The organism is Bacteroides sp. 3_1_13 (assembly GCF_001185845.1).
Classification (GTDB): domain Bacteria; phylum Bacteroidota; class Bacteroidia; order Bacteroidales; family Bacteroidaceae; genus Bacteroides; species Bacteroides xylanisolvens.
The window spans coordinates 1,097,638-1,121,602 of record NZ_KQ236955.1; the positions used below are offsets into that span (position 1 = coordinate 1,097,638).

A 23,965-nucleotide genomic window follows, 5' to 3' on the forward strand; every position below is an offset into this window, starting at 1 on the left:
TTAAGTGTTAACACTTGAGACATCAGCTGAAGTTAGAGATTGTTTGGTATTAGATAGGGAATGAACTAAAATACATGGGTTCTTGTTTCCAAAATAGGAACGTTTTTTGTATCTTTGCTACGTAAACGTGCGACAAGAGGTCTCACAAGTAATTGTTCAGCATCATGTCTGAACCTATTGTTCCGTCAATAGTAGCCTAAAGAGGCGTGCGTGACTGGTAACGGTCGGGTGCGGAGCCCTCTTGAGAACGACGTTCCAACCTAAACATCATAGGCGAAGAATGGCAAGGCTGACCGATAGGAGTAACGCAGGTGAATCGCTGCACCATCGTTACAAAGAATTGGCTTACGGATGTTTAGGAGCCATGCCAAAAGGCAAGCAGTCAGGATAGTACGTTGTTATGTCGTACTACACGGATGTTGCACTGCCGGTGGATGGGCGGACTCTAAGTCGGTCGTCAGTTACTTGTGCGAAACTTGGTAAGCCCGTATTTCTCCCATCAGCCAATAGCAAATGGGTAAGCCAATCGTAAGAGCGGCCGAACGGGGTGCGGGTAAAGGATTGTGGAGAAAGCGAATATCATGATGTAATGTTGTGGATAAGGGTTTCAACGTCACCCTACGCGAAAGCGGGCAGACTTCCACAGGGTAATTCTTTGTGAAACGAATTGTAGAACTTCAAGTATGGAGAAACAGCAAAGGAGCGAGGCGCAAGCCAAGTGTGCATCTTCAGCCGAACGCAAAACAGTGTGGAAAGGAATAGATTTCGCACGATGCGAGCGTAGGGTAAGGAAGCTACAAGTCCGAATAGCAAAGGCTCAGAAAGAAGGAAGATACAACAAGGTGACAGCCTTGCAACATCTTCTTGTCACCTCCTTTGAAGCCAAGGGATTGGCGGTAAAGAAAGTGACGTCCAATAAAGGAAAACGTACGGCAGGAGCGGACCATGTACTATGGGACACCGATGCCAAGAAAATAAACGCAGTGAGTTCTTTGAAACGGAGAGGGTACAAAGCCCTTCCACTGAAAAGGGTTAACATACCAAAGAAGAACGGAAAGATGAGACCGCTCGGGATTCCGACCATGAAGGACAGAGCCATGCAAGCTCTTTATCTGATGGCTCTAGAACCCATTGCGGAGACAACCGCTGATGCCAACTCTTATGGATTTAGAAAGTTCAGAAGTGCGGCAGATGCTATGGATGCCCTGCACAGATGGTTAAGCAAAGATTGCTCTCCCCAATGGATATTGGAGGGAGACATTAAAGGATGCTTCGACCACATCAGTCACCAATGGCTTCTCGATAACGTACGAATCGACAAGCACATCTTAGAGAAATGGCTGAAAAGTGGTGTCGTATTCAATAAGTTGCTACAACCCACCGTGGAGGGTACTCCGCAGGGTGGCATCATCTCACCGACACTTGCCAACATGACACTCGACGGCATGGAAAGAATGTTGAAAGAGAAGTATAAGGTGAGCTACATCGATGGAAAACTTTATCATCCGAAAGTGAATTGCGTGCGTTATGCTGATGATTTCATCATCACGGCAGACAAACGAGAAATACTGGAAGAGACAAAATGTATGTTGATTGAGTTTCTTGGGAAACGTGGTCTCACGCTATCCGAAGAAAAGACACTGATAACACACATCAGCGAGGGTTTTGACTTTTTAGGGTTCAATGTTCGGAAGTACAACGGCACATTGTTAATCAAACCATCCCCTAAGAGTCAGAAACGGTTCACAGAGAAACTGCACGAAGTCGTGTTCAAAAAGAACAAGGCTGTAGCACAGCAGAAGCTGATAGAAGACCTCAACCCTGTATTGAGGGGATGGGGAAACTACTACAGTAGTGTGGTATCGAAAACTACGTTTAGCAAGATAGACCATATATTAACCAACCAGTTAAAGCGGTGGTCCTATCGAAGGCATACGAACAAGTCGAGAGAATGGATAAAGAACAAATACTTTATCAAGGTCGGCAATCGGGACTGGATTTTCGGCTTCAAGTACAAAGATTGTGAAAAAGGTGCTATCTTTACACTTATGAAGCTGGCTGACATACCGATTAGACGACATGTAAAGGTGAAATGTGAAGCCAATCCATACGACCCGACTTGGGATGCCTACTTCTTGAAGCGGATGCAGAAACGCAACCGCTCACGTACGTCCCGAAAGGGAACTTTATCGGAAACAGTTGCCTGTAAAGGCGCGGATGAGCCGATTTAATTTTATGAGAATTAAATTTTGAATTATCGGAGCTGTATGCGGGGAAACTCGCACGTACAGTTCTTAATGGGGAATGCGGCGGTAACGCCGCAAACCTACATAACACAAAGTCATGGAAGAGAAAGCAAGGTTTAATGTAATATATATGGATGAAGCAGTTAAGTTCTTAGAATCCTTGGATGAAAAAGTAAGAGGGAAAATTGCTTATAATATAGGGAAAGCTATGCTGGTGATAGATAAGGAATTATTCAAGAAAATGGGCGATTCTGATATATGGGAATTCAGAACCTTGTATGGTGGAATGTCCTATCGCCTGCTTGCATTTTGGGACACTGATGAGGAAACATTGGTTATTGCTACTAATGGCTTTGTGAAGAAAACTCAAAAGACACCGTTAAAAGAGATTGCGAAAGCGGAAGAATTAAGAAAATTATATTTCAACTCTAAAAAGTAACGATATGGAAGAAATGAAACTTTATACTCATGAAGAAATGCTGGATAGAGTGATAGGTACAAAAGGTACTCCAGCACGCGAAAAATATGAGACTGATATTAATAACTTTCTTATAGGTGAGGCTATTAAACGGGCGAGAGAGGCCAAGAATCTTACCCAAGAACAATTAGGTGAGCTTATGGGGGTTAAAAGGGCACAAATCTCGAAAATAGAAAGTGGGAAAAGTATATCCTTTTCTACTATTGTAAGAGCATTCAAGGCAATGGGTGTGAAAACGGCAAGCTTGGAACTTGGTTCTTTGGGCAAAGTGGCTCTTTGGTAAATATTGTATTCTGCATTGGAACACTTAAATAATGAGAGGGGAATCTGATTTGCATCTTTAATGATGGTGATGATGTTCCCCTAAAACCCGATGAGGCAATGTGCCGTGTCCCAATAGCTCGATGGGGCAGTTGAAGTTTCTTTCCAGCCATTCGGTAGTGACGCCCGTGTCCGGATGGTAATCCAGCGTTTCGTTGACACAGGCGATGGATTTTACCTGTTGCAATACAGTGCCGATGTCGTGACTGACAAGGATAATGGCACATTCTTTATTGATTTCAGCCAATAACTCATAAAGGCGTGCTTCAAAACGCTTGTCGATATACGTGCTGGGCTCATCAAGAATCAACACTGCAGGGTCCGAGATGATGGCACGTCCTAACAGGGCACGTTGCAGTTGTCCACCGCTTAATTGTCCGATAGAGCGGCTTTCAAGCCCTTCAAGCCCCATGCGGGCGATAATCTGTTTGCCTTTCTCTCTCTGTTCGGGAGTGAACCGGGAGGTAAGCGACTTCTGTATGCTCAAGCCGGATAGGATCACTTCTTCCACGGAAATAGGGAACTTCCGGTCTATGGTGCTGTATTGCGGTAGGTAACCGAGGAAAAGCTGGGATTTCGCGGAAGAACTTTGGTGGGAGTTTTTGGCAGATGTTTCTGTCGAAGTTCCTTCCGTAGATGTTCTTATGGGAGCCTTCTCGGGAGTATGGAATATAATTTCCCCTCCGGTTGGTTTCAACAAACCGAGGATGCACTTTATAAGCGTTGTTTTGCCGCCTCCGTTCGGACCTATAATACCTAGAAAATCCCGTTCGTAGATGCTTAGATTAACATCGTGGAGAACAGTGCGACCGTCATATCCGGCGGAAAGATTCTTTATTTCGATTATCGGTTTCATCATTGGAAAGGGCTTGATTGGTTCTTTCTTTATACGTTTATTTGGTGGTAGCTTGCGGCGCAAGGGCTTTGGCTACATTCAGCATCTCTTCCTCCCAGTCATAACTTAACGGGTTGATAGGGACCACTTTCGTTCCGGTTTGCTGCGCGATGGTTTCCGCATTGCGTTTGTCAAACTCCGGTTGAACGAAGATAACGCCTACATTTTCCGCCTGACAGACGTCTATCAGGGCTTTCAGATGGGCGGGAGAGGGTTCTTTGCCTCCTTCTTCGATCGAAATCTGATGCAATCCGTAGTCGCGGGCGAAGTAGGAGAGGGCCGGATGATAAATCATGAAGGCTTTGGCTGCTTCGGGGGTGGAGAGTTGCCGGCGAATCAGGCTGTCGGTGTGCTGGATGCGCTGACAGAGAGAATCGTAACGGTTTCTATAATATGGTTCGTTTGCTTTATCCAGTTGGCTAAGGGCCTTGTAGGTGTTTCCGGCGATGATTAAAGCATTACTGGTAGAATTCCATACGTGTGGCTCTACGGCGTGGATATGGCCGTCGTGACTGTTGTGGTCGTGGGCATGACCATGGTCATCATTATTGAGTATGAGGTCGATTCCTTTCGAGGTGTCGAACACTTGGATATGGGGAGTATTGTTCATCAGGCGGTCCATCCAGGTTTGTTCGAAGCCGATGTACCCGATGCGGAAATAGGCTTTGCTGTCTCCTAAAGAAACAAGTTGCTGGGGGATAGGATCGTATGTCTCCGGGCTGGAACCTTTGGGCACCATGCTGACTACTTTGAATTTATCTCCGGCAATGGCCTCCGTGAAATAACGTTGCGGTTCCAGTGTGACGGTTATCACCGGCTTTGTCTCGTCATCGCTACTTGCTTGGGAGGAACGTCCTGTGCAGGCTGCCATCAGGAGGCAGGCACCAAGAAGGAAAAGTGTTCTCATATCTTTTAGTTGTTGTTTCATGATTTTTTCTGTTTCGGGGTTTCAATCTTATCTTGTTTCTACTCTTGTTTCCGGGCCCGTAATATTTCCCGTTTACCACCCGGAGGTCCGGGAAGGCGTTCTACTGTGAATCCGGCTGTCTGCAACATTCGGCGTACTACACCTTTGGCACAGTAGGTAGTCAGAATTCCGTCTTTATCTAATAAAACATAGAGACGGTTGAATAGTTCTTGCGACCACATTTCCGGTTGCTTTTCCGGGGCGAAGGCGTCGAAATAGACTAGGTTAAATGGAGAGTTCTCAACTCTCCACTTATTCACGTCCGTTTCTATTTTTCGTAAGGTGAAGTGCGGTGTAAGCTGCACGTCTTTTTCCCAGGGCGATGTATGAAGCTGCTTAAACAATTCGATAGCCGGTTGTTGTTCTTTTTCTTCATTCGGGGTAAATTGCTTATCGGTTGTTGTTTGCTTCCGATGTATGGTAAGCTGCTCATCGCTGGAGATATACCCTAGCTGTTCTACTGTCTGCCAGTCTAGTGGATAGAGTTCCAGTCCTGTATAGTGTATATTTCGTCTGCTTCTTTCCGCTTCTTCAAGGGTGAGCCAAGCGTTTAATCCTGTCCCGAAGCCGATTTCAAGAACACGTGGAGTAGCGGCAGGAGAGGCTTTCAGCCCCATATCGATGAAAATATGTTGAGACTCCGTGCGTGCCCCTTTCGTCGAATGATAATGTTCATTCAATTCCGGAACAAACAGAGTAGCGCTCCCGTCATCGGTTCTCTCAATTATTCTTTCCATCACTCAATCTTTAATACTTAATACCTAATACCTAATACTTAAAAAAGACCTCTACCCCGCCATAGCATCCCAGGCACTTTCGAGCACATACAGGAGAAGGATATAACGTATCAGTTTGCCGACAAACATGGAAACAATAGTAAGCCATGTGTTGCTTCGCATAAATCCCAGTGCAATGGCGATCACCTCGCCAATGGCAGGAAGAAAGGTGAAGAATGCCATCAATGCCCCTTTCCCTTGCAGGAATTTCACCATTTTGTCTACCTTTTCTTTCTTTACCTTGAAGTATTTCTCAATCCAGCTGATTTTGCCCAGACGTCCCATGTAGTAACAGGTCATTCCGCCTACTGTATTGCCGAGAGTGGCGGATATCAGACAGGCTATCGGGGGCAGGCCGAGCTTCACCAAGGCCACCAGTACCAGTTCGGAACTGAAAGGCACGATGCTCCCAGCCAATAAAGCCGAGATGAATAATCCCGGAAGTCCCCATTCTATGAGGAGTTGTATCGTTGAATCTACAAAAGCGTCCATATATTAAAAGCGAATAAGAGGATGAGGCCGACCAATGAAATGATAAAGAACACATTCGAACTTTTACTATTGGTCAGTACAAAGAAATGTCCGATCAGGATGCTGTTGCTTATGATAAGCAAAGGCAGCAGGGCACTGCAATATATCGGTTGCAAGGCAATCAGCAGGAACAGGAAGAGCGTCAGGTCTATCAAAAACTGGAGATAGGCACGTGTGCGTATCTTATCCTCAAATCCGGCAGCGATGCAATGAACGGCACTGACGATAAACATCACGAGCAGATAGCCCAGTATAGCCAATTCCCAGGGTTGAAGGATTTGTAAGTTAAAGACTTCTCCGAAAGCTAATAGCTGGTTGAAAGGGCGGTAGAACAACTCCATCTCATTATAGAAGAAGGCGTGTCCGAACAGCATCCAGTAGGGCAGCATCCATCCGAGCAGCGCGCCGCAGAAACTACGCGGAGTGAGCGACTGGAAACGGTAGGCTTCGAGCAACCAAAGCACCGAGAGGATGGTGAGCTGTGGGAAAAGAATACTTCCCGCTCCGATAAAGAAGAAGGAATAGAATAGATAGCCCGCAGCTTGAGCTTGCTGATAGCTTTTAAACAGAAAATAAATGGAAATAAGAGAACCGAGGGCGACAATGTCTCCTATGTATAGTAAATGCATTCCCGGACAAACGGTGACTAGCAGGAAATAAATAGCTGTCTGCATGGAAGCCCTCATGCGGATAATACTGAACTGGTTGTTCAATTCTATCAGAAAATAGCCGATGATTGCGTAAATCAGAAAGCTGACAATTCGTTCTGCCCATCCCGGAAGCAGTAGATCGCGGGTGGATTGCAAGAAAGAAGAGCTCTCCTTGGGTGTTGTTGAGGCTATGGAGTCGGGAAATAAAAAGTAAGTCAACACCCAGCATAGGGCGCAGATAAAGATAACGGCAGGCAGGGTCCACCGTCCTGCCGTCACTTGACTTTGTAGTCTTTTATTTCTCATTTGTCTGTCAGTTCTTTTGCTGCCCGGCGGGCATATATCATCGCTTTGTAGGATCTATATGCCGTGCAAATAGGGGATTTATGCCTGCCGTGGCGTATCATTACAGGTTGTTTCTTACAAATCAAATCCGATGTCGCGGCGGAAATACTTCTTGTCGAAGTCGATCATGTCTGCCACTTTGTAGCTCTGTGCCAGTGCTTCTTCTTTCGTTGCACCGTAAGAGCAAACGGCAATCACACGTCCGCCGTTCGTCACCACTTGTCCGTCTTTCATGGCTGTTCCGGCATGGAAGATGATGCTGTCGGTGGCGGCAGCCTGTTCCAGTCCGCTGATAGGGAATCCTTTTTCGTAGGCTTCGGGGTAACCGCCGCTGACAAGAATGACGCAGCCGGCCGAACGTGGGTCCATCACTAGTGTTTTCTCGTTCAGGTTGCCTGCCGCTGTGCCTTCAAGCAACTCTACGAAGTCGCTTTGGATGCGCAACATCACGCTTTCTGTTTCCGGGTCGCCCATGCGGACGTTGTATTCGATAACCATCGGTTCACCTTTCACCTTGATAAGACCGAGGAAGATGAAACCTTTGTAGGTGATCTTTTCTTCTTTCAAACCATTGATGGTCGGTTCGATGATACGTGTGCGTACTTTCTCCATATATACTTCGTCGGCAAACGGAACCGGAGTTACGCTACCCATGCCGCCTGTATTCAATCCTTTGTCACCTTCACCGATACGTTTGTAGTCTTTTGCTACAGGGAGGACTTTGTAGTTGTCTCCGTCTGTCAGTACGAATACAGAGCACTCGATACCGCTCAAGAACTCTTCAATCACAACGGTTGCCGATGCGGAACCGAACATGCCGCCGAGCATTTCTTTCAGTTCTTTCTTCGCTTCATCCAGCGTAGGAAGGATGAGAACTCCTTTCCCGGCACAAAGGCCATCAGCCTTCAGTACGTAGGGAGCTTCCAACGTTTCGAGGAAAGCGAGGCCCTCTTCGAGGTTTTTGGAAGTGATGCTTTTGTAGCGGGCTGTCGGGATGTTGTGGCGCATCATGAAGCCTTTGGCAAATTCCTTGCTGCCTTCCAGTTGCGCTCCTTGAGCCGAGGGACCGATCACGGCAATATGCTTTAGCTCCGGACGGTTTTGGAAGTAATCGTAGATTCCTTTTACCAACGGATCTTCGGGACCTACTACTATCATTTGGATGTTCTCTTTTAGAGCAAAAGCACTGATTGCTTCAAAATCGGTTGCTTTGATGTTGACATTCTCGCCTACGGCAGTTGTTCCGGCATTTCCCGGAGCAATGTATAGTTTTTCAACTTTCGGACTTTGGGCAATTTTCCATGCCAGTGCATGTTCGCGGCCGCCCGAGCCTAGTAATAATATCTTCATCTTTGTATTGTTATGGATTTATACTGTTATCTATGATTTGTATGGATACGGTGGTGTCTTTGTCAGTTTTATAAGTTCTGCTCAAAGTACCGGGTGATTTTCTCATGCAGATGTACACGGTCGCGTCCTGCTACGTTGTGCTTGTGGCACGGGTAGATAAACAGGTCGGGATAAGTGCGGGCATCTACACAGGCTTTCATGAACGACAGGGTGTGCTGTGGCACGCAGGTGTCGTCGTGGTCGTCGTGAATAATCAATAGGTGACCTTTCAGTTGGCCGGCAAGGTTTTTCAGATTACATTCTTTGTAGCCTTCCGGATTGCTTTCCGGTGTATCCATATAGCGTTCGCCGTACATCACTTCATAATAGCCCCAGTCGATTACCGGGCCTCCGGCAACGCCTACTTTGAATATTTCCGGGTAACGAAGCATCAGGGCGGTAGTCATGTGTCCTCCGAAGCTCCATCCGTGTACGCCGATGCGTTCGCTGTCTACGTAGGAGAGGGATTTCAGGAATTCAACGCCTTTTACCTGGTCTTTACCTTCTTCGATGCCAAGACGGCGGAAGGTGGCATTTTCAAATGCCAGTCCACGGTTGCTGCTGCCACGGTTATCGATGGTGAACATGATATAGCCTTTACCTGCCATGTATGTGTCCCATCCGCGTGCGCCGTTTTGCCATCCTCCGGTGACGCATTGCGCGTGAGGACCTCCGTAGACGTATACGATGACGGGATATTTCTTGGCCGGGTCAAAGTTGGCCGGTTTCATCAGGCGATAATGCAGGTCGGTGGTGCCGTCTGCCGCTTTGATTGTTCCGGTTTCGATGCTTGGCATTTGGTAGCCTTCGTAAGGGCTTTCAGCAGTCAGCAGATTGGCTGTTTCTTTGAAGTTTTTGGTGTCTACCAGGTTGATGATGCGAGGCTGGTCTTTTGTTGAATAACGGTCGATAAGATAAGTGCCGGAAGCGTTAAGCATGCCGCTATGTTCGCTTTCTTTGCAGTTCTCGAACGGTTGGCTTATCTTTCCATTGCTCACGTTTACAGCGAAATGTCCGCTTCTCAAGCCTTCTACGGCTGTGAAGATGACTTCTTTACGCTTTGTGTTGAATCCTAGGACGTCGCTGACCAGCCAGTTGCCTTTGGTCAGTTGTTTGACTTTGCCGGCCTGGAAATAAGTACCACCGTTGGCACTGTTATAAGTTTCACCTTTCATGTTGGCTGCATCGGCATCAAAGAGATAAAGATGGTTGTAGCCGTCACGCTGACTTTGATAGATGAATTTGGTAGGGTCCCACGGCAAAAATATGATTGCGTTTTGTGGCTCCACGTATTTAGGATGCATTTCTTCGTAGAGAACGCCCATCGGCTCTCCTGTTTCTGCGTTGTACCGGCAAAGTTTGGCGTGGTTCTGGTCACGGTTTACTTCAATCAGGTAGAGGCTTTTTTCATCCGGTGACCAGCTGATATTGGTGAAATAACGGTCTGTGGGATCACCTGCGTTCAGATAAATGCTTTTACCGGTAGCAGGGTTGTAAATGCCTACTTTTACCTGATGGCTCGTCATGCCTGCCATCGGATAACGTACATTGTTCACTTCGCCTACGCGTGCAGTGATGTCTACAAGCGGGTATTGTGTCACCATGCTCTCGTCCATACGGTAGAAAGCGAGCAGGTTACCTTTCGGGCTCCAGAAAGTGCCTTTGTTGATACCAAATTCATTCCGGTGTACAGTCTGTCCGCAAACGATGCCTTCGGGTTCATTGGTTACCGCTTTCTCGTTTACATACAGATTGTTACCTATCGTGTATGCCACGTTTCCACTGGCTGCGCAATAGTCTTCATTATCTGCTCCGTCTTTGGGTTTGAGAGTGCTGACAACTTGATTGCTCTTGAAATCATATACAATGAACTTTCCTGCTATCTTGAATAGCATTTGTGGCTTATCGGCCCATGGGAAACTGACGGAATACAGGTGTGATAACTTTCCTGCTTTGTTCTCTTCAAGCACTTTGTTGATCTGTTCACGAGTGATAACCATTGTTTCCTTTCCCGTTTTGGGGTGGATAGAATAAAGGGTATCTACACCCGGCTTGATACATTCGTCACCCCACCATTGCAGTCCGTACAGGTTGTCTGCATAGCGGTAACTTTCGCCACCCGGAATCAATTCTTCCAGTGTCGGCTTTTTGGTTTCTTGTGCCATAACATTGAATCCGATTGGTAGTGCCAACAATAAAAGCATGGCTCTTTTTCCAATTTTACTCATTGCTCTTTTCTTTATTATTTGTTTTTAAATCCTTCTATTTTTACTCTGTCCAAGGGAGTCTGCTTTATTTGAATGGCAGCACTCAACTTGGCGAAAGCAGAGAATAATTCGTCAAATTGCTTTTCGTAGCTTTCTCTGTCGGAGGATATGTCCTCTTCCAAGTATTCAATCCTTTTCCTCAATTCTTCCAATTCCTGTTTTGGAGCATGGGAGAGCAGGTACTGGCGCATGTGGACAAAGGCTCGCATGATGTTGATGTTGACTTCGATGGCTTTAGGGCTTCGAAGTACTCCGGAGAGCATGGCGACACCTTGTTCGGTAAAAGCAAAAGGTGCATATCGGTTACCGCCCTTGTTTGAGGTTGCAATTTGCAACCTCAAACTGATTTCCAGATAGTTAACTTCCTCGTTTGATAATTGGAACATGAAATCGGCTGGAAATCGTTCTATATTTCTTCTTACCATTTGCTTGAGATATTTTGTTTCAATCTCATACATTTCCGCCAAATCAAAGTCAAGCATAACTTTCTGCCCTCTGATCTCATATATCTTGTTTTCTACTATGATTAAATCATTCATATTTCGTTTAACTGGCAGCTTACTGTCTATGACTGTTGATTAATATGGTTATTTTGGGGTTCAAGATCGCAATTTGCGACCTTGAACTATTTATTCTGTGAGTTAATGATTGCTGAAATAAGTCATTAACTATTGAATCTTAGCCTATTCCTCTTCCTTCTTCGGAATCCTCGGCTCCCGGTTCCCCCTAAATTCTCTTGGCCCTCTTGAATCTCTTCCTCCACGAAACTCTCCCCGCGGCTTTCTATCTCTTCCATCGCCACCTTTGAACTCACCACCTTCTCTGCGTGGCTTGTATTCTCCCTCTCTGCGAGGTCTGGATTCACCATCCCGACGCGGTTTGAATTCACCTTCGCGGCGTGGCTTAAATTCTTTTTTTTCTCTGAATCTTGGAGTCTGTTCTCCTTCAGCCTCTTTCTTTTCTTCTCCCTCTTCCTGGCTCTTGAACTCTTTGTATTTTCCGTCAAAAATCTCATATTTGCGGAACTCACACTCCAACGGTCCATTGAACAAAGGAACTTTCTGACTTGCTTTCAAACCAATCTGATCGAAACACTCTTCCCGATAAGAAAGCACCCATGCTTCATTTCCTACAAACGCATGTTTCAGACGTTCACCGATCATCTGATAAAGTCCAAGCAAATCATTAGTGGAAATACGTTCACCGTATGGCGGGTTAGTGATGATAATCGACTTCTCCTGCGGCTGTTCAAACTGCTGGAACGGCTGCAGCTTCAACACGATGTCTTTCGATACACCGGCAGCTTTTATATTATGAGTCGCAATCTCATTAGCTTTCGGATTGTTATCGTATCCGTAAATCTTATGAGCAAATTCGCGCTCCTGACTGTCATCATTGTAAATCTCATCGAACATATCCGCATCGAAATCTACCCATTTCTCAAAAGCAAACCCTTTACGGAATACTCCCGGAGCGATATTCTTAGCAATCAGTGCCGCTTCAACAGGGATAGTACCCGAACCACACATCGGGTCGATCAAATCACACTCTCCGCGCCATCCGGTCATTAGAATCATGCCGGCAGCCAATACCTCATTTAACGGGGCTTCTACTGCTTCCTGGCGATAACCGCGACGGTGAAGTGATTCTCCGGACGAGTCCAAAGACAACGTACAGGTAGTCTGTGCAATATGAATATTCAGAAGTACATCCGGATTGTTGATACGTACCGACGGACGTTTTCCTGTTTTATCACGGAAATAATCCACAATCGCATCTTTCACCTTATACGAAACGAATTTCGAATGGCGGAACTCATCGCTGAATACTACTGCATCGATAGCGAACGTCTTGTTCACATCGAGATATTCTTCCCATGGAATAGCCTGTATTTGATTATAAACCTCATCGGCATCTTTGGCTGTAAAGTTTTTAATTGGTTTCAGGATACGGATGGCGGTGCGAAGGCAAAAATTCGCCTTATACATCATACGTTTATCTCCTGTGAATGAAACCATGCGGCGTCCTATTTGAATGTCGTTGGCTCCTAATGCTGTCAGTTCTTCTGCAAGTATCTCTTCCAGTCCCTGGAAAGTCTTGGCTATCATCTCGAATTGTTCGCTCATATAGATTCTTTTGATTTTATTTTTTTGCTTTAGTTTGTACGATTCTTGCTCCTGCAGGAACATTCTCCGTTACCCAGATATTACCGCCTACGGTTGCGTCACGTCCGATGGTGATTCTTCCCAAAATAGTAGCATTGGAATAAACAATCACATTGTCTTCCAGGATCGGATGGCGGGGGATTCCCTTGATTGGTTTTCCGTCGGCATCCAGCGGGAAACTCTTGGCTCCCAGTGTGACGCCCTGATATAGCTTGACGTTATTTCCGATAATACTCGTGGCACCGATAACGACACCCGTACCGTGGTCGATAGTGAAGTGAGTGCCAATCTTTGCGGCCGGATGGATATCAATTCCCGTTTCGCTATGCGCCATCTCCGTGATGATGCGGGGAATCAAAGGAACACCCAGTTCCAGCAGTTCATGCGCGATACGGTAATTGCTGATCGCTTTAATGGCCGGATAGCAGAAAATTACCTCTCCATAACTTTCGGCAGCCGGATCGCCGTTATAGGCGGCTTCCACATCGGTTGCCAATATTCTTCTCATGGCAGGTAGCTTACTGATGAATTTAGCAGCAAGACGTGCAGCCTCTTCCCGTTTCGAGTCGGAGCAGACGTTGCATTTCCCCTCTATGGAAGTGCTAAAACACAATCCGGCCAGGATTTGCTCACAAAGTAAATCAAACAATTTTTCAATGTTGACGCCGATGTGATAATTAATTGTCCGGCTGTTAATAGTAGAATTTCCGTAATATCCGGGGAAGAGAATGGAGCGTGAAAGCTCAATAATTTCATACAAGACTTTAGCAGAGGGCAGTGGTTCGCCATCTTTGTGCTGATGAAACAGTCCTTTATAAGATTCGCTTTCCGATAGCTCATCGACTGCCTGTGTCAAAATGTGGGTGAAGTTCAGTGGACTCATTAGGTCAGTTACTCATATTTATATGGGCACAAAGGTATTAAAAAAAATAATAAAATTCGCTGGGATTCAGGATAAATAATGTATTTTTGTCACATTCAAAACATGACATGAATAAGGGGACTGATGAATCGGAAGACTGCTATGAAACTATTTGGACTGTTGGGGTTGTTGATGTTGTTGAGTTGCGGATATGCTGATAGATACCGCAATAACTCTTCGTGCGAACAGGTGTTGGTTGATTCTCTGGAAGTTCGTATACAGGATTCTTTGTTTTCCAATGTGCATTATTCCCGCTCACAGGTGCTTGACGCACTGACACAGGCGCAAGATTCCCAGGTCTACTATCGTCTGCTTGCCCTTTATGGGAAAACATTCTTTGTCTCTTCCGATTTTGATTCTATACTCTATTACAACCGTCGGGTAAAGGAATTTTCCCGCAATGCTTCCCAATCTCTCCAATCTCCCCAATGGAATGATGTATTATCCGATGTTTATAATATCGAAGGCAACGTGTGGATGCAACTGAACCGCCCTGATTCTGCAATTACCGACTATAAGAAAGCCTACGAATATCGCCTGAAAGGAAAGAAACTACACCTGCTCCCGGATATTTGTATCAATACTGCTGATGCCTACCTGCATCGCAGTGACTTGGCACACACTGCTTCGTATTATCGTCGTGCCCTGTTTCTCTGTGATTCGCTAAACTTGTCCGAGCACGCGAAATTCCCTGTCTACTACGGATTAGGGCAAACCTATATGGAGCTGCGGGATTTCGATTTATCCAATCATTACTATGAATTGGCCGGACAGTATTTCGATGAGATGAACGTGAGCGAACGATGGACTTATCTCAACAATCGCGGTAATCATTATTATTACCGGAAAGACTATCAAGAAGCCTTGAAATATATGCGCAGGGCCAATGTGCTCGTCTCTTCTTATCCGCAGATGGTGTTTGAACAGAATTTTATCAAAGTAAACCTGGGAGAACTGTACCTGTTGACTGACAAACTGGACTCCGCACAGGTCTGTCTGGACGAGAGTTATCGATTCTTCTCCGATATACAGCATAACTCGGCCGTACATTACATCGAAACCCAGATGATTGAACTGGCATTGAAGAAAGGAAATATAGCTCAAGCGAAAACAATGATTGCCCGGACTGCTCCTGTCGGTCATCTTGACGCCAATATGCTGACTATACGCAATCAGTATCTACAACATTATTTTGAACAGATTGGTGATTACCGTCATGCCTATGAGTATCTGAAACGCGATTGTCATCTGGATGATTCTATTCGTAGCGAACGAGTACAGATGCGTGTTGCCGAACTGGATATGCGCTACCGGCAAGATACAATCGTGCTTCGTAAAGAAATGCAGATTCAGCGACAGGCAGGAGAGATGAGGGTGCTCAAATTGAGCGTATTTATCTGGGTGCTTGTCTGCGTGCTGCTTGTGGCGGGAGTAGTGGTGGTGGTCTGGTATATGCGTAAAAAGAGGGAGTTTCTTCGTCAGCGTTTCTTCCAGCAAATCAACCGGGTTCGCATGGAGAACTTGCGGAGCCGTATTTCTCCTCATTTCACTTTTAATGTATTGGGACGTGAAATCAACCAGTTTAACGGCTCGGAAGAAGTGAAACATAATCTGATGGAGCTGGTGAAGTATCTTCGTCGGAGCCTCGAACTGACCGAGAAGTTGAGTGTATCTTTGCAAGACGAACTGGATTTCGTGCGTACATACATCGAATTGGAGCGTGGACGTGTGGGGGAGGATTTTGTAGCGACGGTCACAGTGGAGGACGGATTGGATGCAACCCGCATCATGATTCCTTCTATGATTGTACAAATTCCGGTAGAAAATGCGATTAAGCATGGACTGGCGGGAAAGGACGGAAAAAAGGAACTAAGTGTATATGTTTCCCGTGAAACAAATGGGATTCGTATAACGGTTACCGACAACGGACGCGGGTATCTCCCGCAGGTAGTTTCCGCCACACAGGGTACTGGTACAGGATTGAAAGTGTTGTATCAGACCATTCAATTACTGAATACAAAGAACAAGAGTGATAAAATACGTTTTAATATAACCAACAGAAGCGATGGACAAACCGGTACGGAAGTGTCGGTATATATCCCGTTTCGTTTTTCTTATGATTTATGATGGAGACAGAAGAAAAGTATAAGGTAGTCATCGTTGACGATGAACGTACAGCGATTGATGCTTTGCGCCGCGAGTTAGAGCCCTATCGTGAATTTGAAGTAAAAGGAATTGCAGGGAATGGTGCAAAGGGTAAAAAGATGATTATGGAGTTGCATCCGGATTTATTGTTTCTCGATGTGGAGCTTCCGGATACATTGGGGCTTAACCTGCTAAGTGAAATTAGAGAGGATATTTTGTGGGATATGAAGGTGGTGTTTTACACCTCTTATGATAAATACTTGCTTCAGGCATTGCGTGAGTCGGCTTTCGACTTCCTGTTAAAGCCTTTTGAGGCGGAAGACCTGAAAGTGATTATGGAGCGTTACCGGAAGGCAATGACCTCTGCTGCGCTTCCTCTTTTGCCTTCTTTTGCCTCTTCTATCAGTGCATTAATGCCACAACAAGGCATGTTTATGATTAGCACAGTGACGGGTTTCAAGCTTTTACGCCTGGAAGAAATCGGCTTTTTTGAGTATCTGAAAGACAAACGTCAATGGCAGGTAGTCTTGTTCAATCAGACTCGCCTGAATTTGAAGCGGAATACAAAAGCAGAAGATATTATCAGTTATTCACAAGCTTTTGTGCAGATTAGCCAATCGGCTATTGTAAATGTTAATTATTTGGCAATGGTTGATGGTAAGTGTTGTCAACTCTATCCGCCTTTTCACGATAAAAACGATCTGATGATTTCTCGAAGTTATCTGAAAGAACTGCAAGAGCGTTTTTTTGTTTTGTAATGTAGACCTTATAAATTGCAATACGCCACTTCTTCAGCAGAAGCGGCGTATCTTTTTTGTTAGAATATTAGAATGAGAGAGAGTTTATGTTACATATTTGTATTATCCATCGTAACAGTCATTTCGGGTACCAGTATATAGGCTTGTTTTTTAGCGTTCCATTTATAATAATTGGTAGTAACGGTCTTGCCTTCATACGTATAGTTGATGCGTAGGTCTTTTTCCCATTCGTCCTTGTTGTTATTCCACTTTAAGGCTTCGCTTTCAATCATACGTTTATTGTCATCGTACTTGTAGTTGTACTTCATGTAGTTGGCAAGTGTGTTTCCGTCCATTTTGTAAACGGTCTGTCCTACTGTCATACCATTCTCTTCGATTGGATTATAAATCAATTGATTGTCGTAGCTACGTGCAGAAGTAGCAAGCGATACAACAAGAAGAGCTGCAGATAAAACGAACATTTTTAAAGATACTTTTGCTTTCATGGCTATTTAAGTTTTGAGTTATACTTTCATTTGTCTATCAAATGTATTGGTTTTACGCTGCAAATCTACATATTAATTTGGTATTTATGCATTTTAGAAGATGAAATATTGTCAAAATGTCAATGGGTGGGGCGGAGGATAGGTTGCTTTTTGCCAAGATTGGTGACAAAAAAATATCCGGCAGTCAATCTGCCGGATATAGAATGAATCACTTCGTCGAAAAAGGATTCCTTTTTCTAGCTTTCTGGATAATGAGTTAAATAATGTTATTATCTATACTTGCTTCTATTTTGTAAGCGGAAACCCCGGATAGGGTGGAGTCTCCCTGCGCAATTAGTATCTAAAAGATAGCAATTCCTTATTGAGGTGGCCTTTATCCACTTGATGGTTTAATGTGCCTCAAGCCAGTTTTTGCCCCATCCGCAATCTGCTTTCAAGGGGACGTGCATGCGGTATGCTTTCTCCATTTCTTCGATGACAATTTCTTCTACACGCTCTTTTTCATTGACAGGAACGCTGAAGTTTAATTCGTCATGTACTTGTAGGATCATTTTGGCTTGTATTCCTTCGGCCTGGAACCGTTGATAGATACGTGCCATTGCTACTTTTATAATATCTGCCGCACTTCCCTGGATAGGGGCGTTGATGGCATTTCGTTCCGCATATCCGCGTACAACGGCATTGCGGGAGTTGATGTCCGGCAAGAAGCGTTTCCGGTGGAAAATTGTTTCTACATAACCTTTTTCCTGGGCCACCTGAATACTTTTGTCCATATAGGCTTTCACTCCCGGATAAGTTTCAAAGTAACCGTCGATTAGTTCTTTGGCTTCTTTGCGGTCTACATTCATCCGTTCGGCAAGACCAAATACGGATATGCCATAGATGATACCGAAATTGGCAGTCTTGGCTTTACGGCGCATGTCGGAATCTACATCTTTCAGATCAATCTTATAGATTTTGGCAGCGGTGGCAGCATGAATATCGTGGTTGCTAAGGAAAGCATCAATCATATTCTTATCCTCGCTAAGGTGTGCCATAATACGCAATTCGATCTGCGAATAGTCGGCAGAGAAGAAGAGGCAGCCTTCATCGGGGATGAATGCTTTACGGATTTCTTTTCCATTCTCGTCGCGGATAGGGATATTCTGTAAATTCGGGTTACTTGAGCTAAGGCGTCCCGTAGCGGTTACAGTCTGGTTGAAAGAGGTATGCACCCTTCCTGTGCGTGGGTTGATAAGTAGGGGAAGCGCATCGATATACGTGCCCAATAGCTTTTTCAGTCCGCGATGTTCCAGAATCTTTTCTACCACAGGATGTTTATGCCGGAGGCTTTCGAGCACTTCTTCCGAGGTGACATACTGCCCGGTCTTGGTCTTTTTTGCTTTTTCTATAATCTTCAGCTTGTCAAACAAGACTTCGCCGACTTGCTTGGGTGAAGCGATGTTGAAGGTCTCACCGGCCAGTTCGTAGATTTCTTTTTCGATTTGCTCCATCTGGGCGGTGAAATGAGCGGATGATTGTTGCAGTGCTTCCGTGTCCAGCAATACTCCGTTCCGTTCGATATTGACTAATACCGGAACAAGAGGCATTTCTATATCATAGAATAAACGTTCGGCGTCATTCTCTTTCAGCTCTTTCTCCAATACGTTTTTCAATTTCAGAGTGATGTCCGCATCTTCGCAAGCGTACAGATATACATCTTTCGGGTCGAGGTCGCGCATGTTCTTCTGATTCTTTCCTTTGGGGCCTATCAGTTCGTCAATATGGATGGTCTGATAATGCAGATAAATTTCTGCCAGGTAATCCATACCATGACGAAGCTCCGGTTGAAGAACATAGTGAGCGATCATCGTATCGAAAAGCGGACCTTTTACTACTGCACCATAATTTTGAAGAACGATCATATCGTACTTGATATTCTGTCCGACTTTTAACGAATTCTCATTTTCGAAGACCGGGCGGAACTCTTTTACGATTTTTAACGCTTCGTCCCGATCTGATGGAACAGGAACATAAAATGCTTCATTTTCGGCAATGGAAAAACTCATTCCGACCAATTCGGCATCCATTGGTTCGGTTCCGGTGGTTTCCGTATCTAACGAGAGAATTTTTGATGTAAGTAACTTTTGAATGATTACTCTTCTTTTCTCCTCTGTATCAATGAGTTGATAGTTGTGTGGCTGCGATTCTAACGTCTCTAGATTCGATTTTTTTGCTTCATCCGGCTCATTGGGCGTGAAATTCGCAAACAAATCGCCTTGTATTCCGCCTCCTTCTTCGGGGAAAAGTGGAAGAGGAGAGGGGGCGCTTTTTCCGGTGGCTACTTTGCTTCCGGGAGTGGAGGTTATTCCATTTCCGGAAACCTCTTTTTTTAGTACCCGATCGATGAGCGTTCTAAATTCCAGTTCTTCGAAAATACTGCGAAGTGAATCTTCGTCTGCTTCTTCGCGGACAAGAGAATCCATTTCAAGTTGGATGGGCACATCGATTTTAATCGTGGCGAGGAATTTCGAGAAAGTAATCATTTCCCGGTTCGTTTCCACTTTTGTTTTCAGTGCACCTTTCAGTTGGTCGGTATGCTCTAATAAATTTTCGATGCTTCCGAATTCGGAAATCAGTTTTTGAGCAGTCTTTTCTCCTACTCCGGGACATCCGGGGATATTATCCGAAGAGTCTCCCATCAGTCCGAGCATGTCAATCACTTGTGCCGGAGACTGAATGTCAAACTTGGCTTTCACTTCTTCAACACCCATCACTTCGAAACCTCCTGTGTGCTTGGGACGGTACATAAATACCTTGTCGCTTACCAACTGTCCGTAATCTTTGTCGGGAGTCATCATATAGGTGGTGATACCTTGGCGGCCGGCTTCGGTGGCAAGCGTACCTATCACGTCGTCGGCTTCGTAGCCTGCAACTTCCAGAATAGGGATGCGGTAAGCACGAATAATATCCTTTATAATAGGTACGGAAAGACGGATCGCTTCCGGAGTTTCTTCACGCTGCGCTTTATATTGTTCGAAAGCTTCGTGGCGGAAGGTAGGTCCTGCAGGGTCGAAGGCTACTCCTATATGAGTGGGATTCTCTTTTTTCAGCACTTCTTCGAGGGTGTTTACAAAACCCAGTATAGCTGAAGTGTTGAATCCTTTGGAATTGATTCTTGGGTTCTTAATAAAGGCGTAATACGCCCGGTATATCAGTGCATAAGCGTCTAAAAGAAATAATTTATTACTTGAATCCATAGATTTAATTAATTTTTCATGGTAAAAGTACAAAAAAATACGGTATTCAGCGTTTTATTATTACTTTTGTGCTCAAATTGTGTAATTAATGGACAGCATCTCACTCATCAGAACTCCGATTGAAGCAGAACTAAGAGACTTCAAAGAACTTTTTGATAGTTCTCTCTCCAGTTCAAATGCATTGCTCGATAGTGTCGTATCTCACATACGGCAGAGGAATGGTAAGATGATGCGTCCTATTCTTGTTTTGCTGGTGGCACGTCTTTATGGTGCTGTATGTCCTTCCACTCTTCATGCAGCTGTTTCATTGGAACTCCTTCATACAGCCAGTTTGGTGCATGACGACGTCGTGGATGAAAGTACCGAACGCCGTGGACAACTCTCGGTGAATGCTATCTTTAATAATAAAGTAGCCGTATTGACGGGCGACTATCTGCTGGCAACCAGTTTGGTGCATGCCGAACTGACGAACAGCCACCGCATTATTCAACTGGTGTCTACTCTTGGGCAGGATCTTGCTGACGGCGAGTTGCTTCAGCTTTCAAATGTAAGTAATCATAGCTTTTCTGAGGAGGTTTACTTTGATGTAATCCGTAAGAAGACTGCCGCTCTTTTTGCTGCCTGTACGAAAGCTGCCGCTTTTTCGGTAGGTGTAGGGGAGGGAGAAGCCGAACTAGCTCGTTTGTTGGGCGAATATATTGGTATCTGCTTTCAGATAAAAGATGATATTTTCGATTACTTTGATAATAGAGAGATTGGCAAACCGACAGGTAATGATATGCTTGAAGGTAAACTGACATTGCCCGCTTTGTATGTATTGAACACGACAAAAAACGATGAGGCGCAGGAATTGGCAATCAAGGTAAAGGAGGGTGCAGCTACTCTCGATGAAATTGCCCATTTGATCTCGTTTATCAAAGAAAACGGGGGCATTGAATATGCCGTTCAGACGATGAATATCTATAAGCAAAAGGCTTTTGATTTACTGGCTTCTTTGCCGGAATCTGATATTTGTGTAGCCCTCCGGGCTTACTTGGATTACGTGGTAGACCGCGAAAAATAGTTACTTCCTGTGCTTGCCCAGAAGTGAATAGCACGATAATAATCGATCCCAATCTTCTATCTTTCCCGATTTCATCGCTTTTCCTAAAAGGAAACTCTTGTCTATTTCTTCAGCTGTATGAAGATCTAACGAACATAATTGGGCTGCTTGTTCTATGTACTTCCAGGCTTGTTCCTTGCTGATGTGCCCGCATGTTTGGGAGGCGCGCGCCAAGCTGACAAGCAATCCCATGTCCCATCCGATAATCCCTTTTTCTAAGTCATTTATCCATATAATCGGGTCTCTTCTTTCCTCTGTATATTTCACGAATTTGTATAGATTCTTTCCTTGCTGAATGAAGCGTTTTACTCCGAAAAAGCGCTTTTGGATGATACTTTCGAACTCGTTGATGTTCTCTGTGGAGAGCAGATAGGGGAGCATAATCTGGTAGGAGACCCTGTCTCCTTCGTTAATCAGGAACTGGAATAATCCGGTGACGGACTCGGTATCGGTGCAGTGGAACTCTTCTGTCAGCAGTCTGGATAGCTTTTGCGGATGGACTCCGGTCTCCATGGAGTTGAGATAGAAGCCTTGCAGTCCAGCTTCCATATAACCGATGCGTAGTCCCTTCTTTTTCTCTGTTCCGAGGATGAGATTCAGAGGGTTGTGATTGAATCGTAAGGTTCTCGTGTAAGCGTCCATCCTTAATACCTCCATAAAGTTCATGAAAAGCGTGAGAACTGTTGCCATGTATTTTCCTGAGGCTTCGGCAAGCCGTTATGAGTATACAAGCAACAGTCCCACGCTCCATTCGATATATAACAAAATTATATACATGAAGGTGCGTGAGACCCGTTTGCTTATTACCATTCATAACTTTGAATTTTGCCGAATTCCAGGAACTGGTAATAAATGAAACGTTCTCTAATATAACTAATTAGCTATATTTTCATCGCTAAACCATTTACAAAGATAATTATTTTTCCGAATTGCCCAGTAACTATCTTTAGTTTTTCTTAAATAAAAAATACCGCGTCGATTCCCGTGATACGGGAGTCGCGCGGTAAGGCGTATTTGATTGCTAATGTAGCCTTTAATTTTTAGAAGAACTTGATTTCTTCGCCTTTGATGTCGGAAAGGAGGAGGTTGGCTAAACGGCTGGTTCCCAAGCGGAACAGTTGATTATCCAGCCATTCTTCACCTAATAGTTCTTTTACAATAGTGTAGTAAATAATCGCATCGTTAACGGTGTTGATACCACCTGCCGGTTTGAACCCAATCTTGTTTCCTGTCTTCTGATAGTATTCTTTGATAGCTTCACACATCACGTAAGCGGCTTCCGGCGTTGCGGCAGGCTGCTGCTTTCCGGTAGATGTCTTGATGAAGTCTGCGCCCGAATACATGGATAGGATAGAGGCTTTCTTGATGTTGGAAGCACTCTTTAATGCGCCTGTTTCGAGGATTACTTTAAGGTGGTGTTCCTTGCAAACTTCTTTTAGTTCCTGTATTTCTTCGCACATTCCTTCGTAGTCTCCGCTAAGGAACTTGCCGATGGAAATCACAATATCTATTTCGTCTGCACCGTCTGCAATGGCCAGTGCTGTTTCTGCCACTTTCACTTCAATGAATGTCTGTGAAGAGGGGAAACCTCCTGATACACAGGCGATATTGACTCCGTCTACTTCCAGCGTGTTTTTAACGATGGCTGCAAAGTTGGGGTACACACAGATGGCTGCTACGTTTTTCAGATCAGGATATTCGTCGTCAAACTGATTGACTTTTTCAGTAAAGTGCATCACGCTTTCGTCGCTGTCCGTACTGTTCAGGGTGGTCAGATCAATGCAGTTGAACAGGAATTTCTTAACGTCTTCCGTGTTGTTCTCCGGCACTTTTTTCTCAATCAATTCAGCTACGCGAGCTTGAATATCTGCATCGCTCAGATTGGTATTATACTTTGCCAATGCGGCCTTGTACTTGTTGGGCTGTGAGTTATTCTCTTCCATGATCTTTCAGTTTTGGGTTGTTGATATGTCTTTTATTATCTCGTTTCGTTTTCTTTTCCATGCTTTTCCGGAAAGCGTCAGTGATGTCTACTCCCGTCTGGTTGGCGATGCAGAGAAGCACCCATAAGACGTCTGCTATCTCTTCATCTATGTTGTCTTTTTCTCCTTCCTTGAAGGATTGGTCGCCATATTTGCGGGCCATGACACGGGCCAGTTCTCCTACTTCTTCCGTCAGGACTACCATATTGGTCAACTCGCTGAAGTAGCGGACACCGTATGTTTTCACCCATTGGTCCACTTGTTTCTGTGCTTCTTCCAGAGTCATTTTTTTAATGATTAGT

General features: G+C 44.8%; 21 protein-coding genes. 6 read left to right on the forward strand and 15 right to left on the reverse strand.

From position 1 onward, the window contains the following. Positions 1-683: 683 nt before the first annotated feature. From ltrA to HMPREF9009_RS04030, 3 genes are all read left to right on the forward strand, one after another. Positions 684-2,231, forward strand: coding sequence for a group II intron reverse transcriptase/maturase (gene ltrA, locus HMPREF9009_RS04020; protein WP_083444141.1), 1,548 nt, complete (start codon positions 684-686; stop codon positions 2,229-2,231). 112 nt (positions 2,232-2,343) lie between these two features. Then, a complete protein-coding gene (locus tag HMPREF9009_RS04025) occupies positions 2,344-2,685 on the forward strand; it encodes a type II toxin-antitoxin system RelE/ParE family toxin (RefSeq protein WP_049701512.1) in 342 nt (113 codons plus the stop codon). Between the two features lie 4 nt (positions 2,686-2,689). Further along, complete coding sequence (locus HMPREF9009_RS04030) at positions 2,690-3,007, forward strand: helix-turn-helix domain-containing protein (protein ID WP_032848631.1); 318 nt, start codon at positions 2,690-2,692, stop codon at positions 3,005-3,007. Between the two features lie 57 nt (positions 3,008-3,064). On the opposite strand, the gene HMPREF9009_RS04035 is transcribed toward HMPREF9009_RS04030, so the two are convergent. The 10 genes from HMPREF9009_RS04035 to HMPREF9009_RS04080 all read right to left on the reverse strand — a co-directional run bounded on the left by HMPREF9009_RS04035 (position 3,065) and on the right by HMPREF9009_RS04080 (position 13,913). Next, positions 3,065-3,901 carry a metal ABC transporter ATP-binding protein gene (locus HMPREF9009_RS04035; RefSeq protein WP_008770478.1) on the reverse strand — a complete coding sequence of 279 codons (837 nt, stop codon included), beginning with the start codon at positions 3,899-3,901 and terminating at the stop codon, positions 3,065-3,067. 37 nt (positions 3,902-3,938) lie between these two features. Beyond that, complete coding sequence (locus tag HMPREF9009_RS04040; protein ID WP_049701513.1) at positions 3,939-4,868, reverse strand: metal ABC transporter solute-binding protein, Zn/Mn family; 930 nt, start codon at positions 4,866-4,868, stop codon at positions 3,939-3,941. A 38-nt stretch (positions 4,869-4,906) separates the two neighbouring features. Beyond that, positions 4,907-5,644, reverse strand: coding sequence for a tRNA (5-methylaminomethyl-2-thiouridine)(34)-methyltransferase MnmC2 (mnmD, locus tag HMPREF9009_RS04045; RefSeq protein ID WP_049701514.1), 738 nt, complete (start codon positions 5,642-5,644; stop codon positions 4,907-4,909). A gap of 51 nt (positions 5,645-5,695) precedes the next feature. Next, positions 5,696-6,175: a YqaA family protein gene (locus HMPREF9009_RS04050; protein ID WP_008641597.1), complete on the reverse strand. Its 480-nt coding sequence runs from the start codon at positions 6,173-6,175 to the stop codon at positions 5,696-5,698. Continuing rightward, a complete protein-coding gene (locus tag HMPREF9009_RS04055; protein WP_049701515.1) occupies positions 6,160-7,170 on the reverse strand; it encodes a hypothetical protein in 1,011 nt (336 codons plus the stop codon). Before HMPREF9009_RS04055 ends, HMPREF9009_RS04050 begins: the two co-directional genes overlap by 16 nt. Before the next feature lie 114 nt (positions 7,171-7,284). After that, positions 7,285-8,559, reverse strand: coding sequence for a phosphoribosylamine--glycine ligase (gene purD, locus HMPREF9009_RS04060; protein ID WP_049701516.1), 1,275 nt, complete (start codon positions 8,557-8,559; stop codon positions 7,285-7,287). A gap of 68 nt (positions 8,560-8,627) precedes the next feature. Then, positions 8,628-10,826 carry a S9 family peptidase gene (locus HMPREF9009_RS04065; protein WP_049701517.1) on the reverse strand — a complete coding sequence of 733 codons (2,199 nt, stop codon included), beginning with the start codon at positions 10,824-10,826 and terminating at the stop codon, positions 8,628-8,630. A gap of 14 nt (positions 10,827-10,840) precedes the next feature. Continuing rightward, positions 10,841-11,404 (reverse strand): ORF6N domain-containing protein, encoded by a 564-nt coding sequence (locus HMPREF9009_RS04070; protein ID WP_049701518.1) that lies wholly within the window; start codon positions 11,402-11,404, stop codon positions 10,841-10,843. 144 nt (positions 11,405-11,548) lie between these two features. Next, positions 11,549-12,991 carry a THUMP domain-containing class I SAM-dependent RNA methyltransferase gene (locus HMPREF9009_RS04075; RefSeq protein WP_049702245.1) on the reverse strand — a complete coding sequence of 481 codons (1,443 nt, stop codon included), beginning with the start codon at positions 12,989-12,991 and terminating at the stop codon, positions 11,549-11,551. Between the two features lie 16 nt (positions 12,992-13,007). Then, positions 13,008-13,913 carry a serine O-acetyltransferase gene (locus HMPREF9009_RS04080; protein ID WP_004296704.1) on the reverse strand — a complete coding sequence of 302 codons (906 nt, stop codon included), beginning with the start codon at positions 13,911-13,913 and terminating at the stop codon, positions 13,008-13,010. A gap of 123 nt (positions 13,914-14,036) precedes the next feature. Here HMPREF9009_RS04080 and HMPREF9009_RS04085 point away from each other — a divergent pair, with 123 nt between their 5' ends. Together HMPREF9009_RS04085 and HMPREF9009_RS04090 are read left to right on the forward strand one after the other, a co-directional pair. Then, entirely contained in the window at positions 14,037-16,079 is a 2,043-nt protein-coding gene (locus tag HMPREF9009_RS04085; RefSeq protein ID WP_049701519.1) for a tetratricopeptide repeat-containing sensor histidine kinase, read from the forward strand. Continuing rightward, entirely contained in the window at positions 16,076-16,855 is a 780-nt protein-coding gene (locus tag HMPREF9009_RS04090) for a LytR/AlgR family response regulator transcription factor (RefSeq protein ID WP_049701520.1), read from the forward strand. Before HMPREF9009_RS04085 ends, HMPREF9009_RS04090 begins: the two co-directional genes overlap by 4 nt. An 89-nt stretch (positions 16,856-16,944) precedes the next feature. On the opposite strand, the gene HMPREF9009_RS04095 is transcribed toward HMPREF9009_RS04090, so the two are convergent. Next, a complete protein-coding gene (locus HMPREF9009_RS04095) occupies positions 16,945-17,340 on the reverse strand; it encodes a DUF3836 domain-containing protein (RefSeq protein WP_049701521.1) in 396 nt (131 codons plus the stop codon). Between the two features lie 389 nt (positions 17,341-17,729). Further along, positions 17,730-20,579 carry a DNA polymerase I gene (polA, locus tag HMPREF9009_RS04105; protein ID WP_049701523.1) on the reverse strand — a complete coding sequence of 950 codons (2,850 nt, stop codon included), beginning with the start codon at positions 20,577-20,579 and terminating at the stop codon, positions 17,730-17,732. Positions 20,580-20,667: 88 nt separating this feature from the next. On the opposite strand from polA, the gene HMPREF9009_RS04110 reads away from it, so the two are divergent. Further along, positions 20,668-21,642, forward strand: coding sequence for a polyprenyl synthetase family protein (locus tag HMPREF9009_RS04110; protein WP_004313728.1), 975 nt, complete (start codon positions 20,668-20,670; stop codon positions 21,640-21,642). On the opposite strand, the gene HMPREF9009_RS04115 is transcribed toward HMPREF9009_RS04110, so the two are convergent. The 3 genes from HMPREF9009_RS04115 to HMPREF9009_RS04130 all read right to left on the reverse strand — a co-directional run bounded on the left by HMPREF9009_RS04115 (position 21,643) and on the right by HMPREF9009_RS04130 (position 23,949). Further along, positions 21,643-22,323, reverse strand: a complete 681-nt coding sequence (locus HMPREF9009_RS04115; protein WP_049702246.1) for a DUF1266 domain-containing protein — start codon at positions 22,321-22,323, stop codon at positions 21,643-21,645. A 398-nt stretch (positions 22,324-22,721) separates the two neighbouring features. Continuing rightward, positions 22,722-23,624 (reverse strand): deoxyribose-phosphate aldolase, encoded by a 903-nt coding sequence (deoC, locus tag HMPREF9009_RS04125; protein ID WP_004313730.1) that lies wholly within the window; start codon positions 23,622-23,624, stop codon positions 22,722-22,724. Then, complete coding sequence (locus HMPREF9009_RS04130; RefSeq protein ID WP_004313731.1) at positions 23,611-23,949, reverse strand: nucleotide pyrophosphohydrolase; 339 nt, start codon at positions 23,947-23,949, stop codon at positions 23,611-23,613. The genes deoC and HMPREF9009_RS04130 overlap by 14 nt, the downstream gene beginning before the upstream one ends. Between the last annotated feature and the right edge of the window lie 16 nt (positions 23,950-23,965).

What these genes read in the sequence shown, in the direction of transcription:
- HMPREF9009_RS04035 (WP_008770478.1), bottom strand. Translation starts at nt 3,901, where the DNA reads ATGAAACCGATAATCGAAATAAAGAATCTTTCCGCCGGATATGACGGT.
- purD (WP_049701516.1), bottom strand. Translation starts at nt 8,559, where the DNA reads ATGAAGATATTATTACTAGGCTCGGGCGGCCGCGAACATGCACTGGCA.
- HMPREF9009_RS04095 (WP_049701521.1), bottom strand. Translation starts at nt 17,340, where the DNA reads ATGAAAGCAAAAGTATCTTTAAAAATGTTCGTTTTATCTGCAGCTCTT.
- HMPREF9009_RS04040 (WP_049701513.1), bottom strand. Translation starts at nt 4,868, where the DNA reads ATGAAACAACAACTAAAAGATATGAGAACACTTTTCCTTCTTGGTGCC.
- HMPREF9009_RS04080 (WP_004296704.1), bottom strand. Translation starts at nt 13,913, where the DNA reads ATGAGTCCACTGAACTTCACCCACATTTTGACACAGGCAGTCGATGAG.
- HMPREF9009_RS04090 (WP_049701520.1), top strand. Translation starts at nt 16,076, where the DNA reads ATGATGGAGACAGAAGAAAAGTATAAGGTAGTCATCGTTGACGATGAA.
- HMPREF9009_RS04110 (WP_004313728.1), top strand. Translation starts at nt 20,668, where the DNA reads ATGGACAGCATCTCACTCATCAGAACTCCGATTGAAGCAGAACTAAGA.
- HMPREF9009_RS04025 (WP_049701512.1), top strand. Translation starts at nt 2,344, where the DNA reads ATGGAAGAGAAAGCAAGGTTTAATGTAATATATATGGATGAAGCAGTT.
- mnmD (WP_049701514.1), bottom strand. Translation starts at nt 5,644, where the DNA reads ATGGAAAGAATAATTGAGAGAACCGATGACGGGAGCGCTACTCTGTTT.
- HMPREF9009_RS04115 (WP_049702246.1), bottom strand. Translation starts at nt 22,323, where the DNA reads ATGGACGCTTACACGAGAACCTTACGATTCAATCACAACCCTCTGAAT.
- HMPREF9009_RS04065 (WP_049701517.1), bottom strand. Translation starts at nt 10,826, where the DNA reads ATGAGTAAAATTGGAAAAAGAGCCATGCTTTTATTGTTGGCACTACCA.
- HMPREF9009_RS04130 (WP_004313731.1), bottom strand. Translation starts at nt 23,949, where the DNA reads ATGACTCTGGAAGAAGCACAGAAACAAGTGGACCAATGGGTGAAAACA.
- HMPREF9009_RS04075 (WP_049702245.1), bottom strand. Translation starts at nt 12,991, where the DNA reads ATGAGCGAACAATTCGAGATGATAGCCAAGACTTTCCAGGGACTGGAA.
- ltrA (WP_083444141.1), top strand. Translation starts at nt 684, where the DNA reads ATGGAGAAACAGCAAAGGAGCGAGGCGCAAGCCAAGTGTGCATCTTCA.
- HMPREF9009_RS04050 (WP_008641597.1), bottom strand. Translation starts at nt 6,175, where the DNA reads ATGGACGCTTTTGTAGATTCAACGATACAACTCCTCATAGAATGGGGA.
- HMPREF9009_RS04085 (WP_049701519.1), top strand. Translation starts at nt 14,037, where the DNA reads ATGAATCGGAAGACTGCTATGAAACTATTTGGACTGTTGGGGTTGTTG.
- HMPREF9009_RS04055 (WP_049701515.1), bottom strand. Translation starts at nt 7,170, where the DNA reads ATGAGAAATAAAAGACTACAAAGTCAAGTGACGGCAGGACGGTGGACC.
- deoC (WP_004313730.1), bottom strand. Translation starts at nt 23,624, where the DNA reads ATGGAAGAGAATAACTCACAGCCCAACAAGTACAAGGCCGCATTGGCA.
- HMPREF9009_RS04070 (WP_049701518.1), bottom strand. Translation starts at nt 11,404, where the DNA reads ATGAATGATTTAATCATAGTAGAAAACAAGATATATGAGATCAGAGGG.
- polA (WP_049701523.1), bottom strand. Translation starts at nt 20,579, where the DNA reads ATGGATTCAAGTAATAAATTATTTCTTTTAGACGCTTATGCACTGATA.
- HMPREF9009_RS04030 (WP_032848631.1), top strand. Translation starts at nt 2,690, where the DNA reads ATGGAAGAAATGAAACTTTATACTCATGAAGAAATGCTGGATAGAGTG.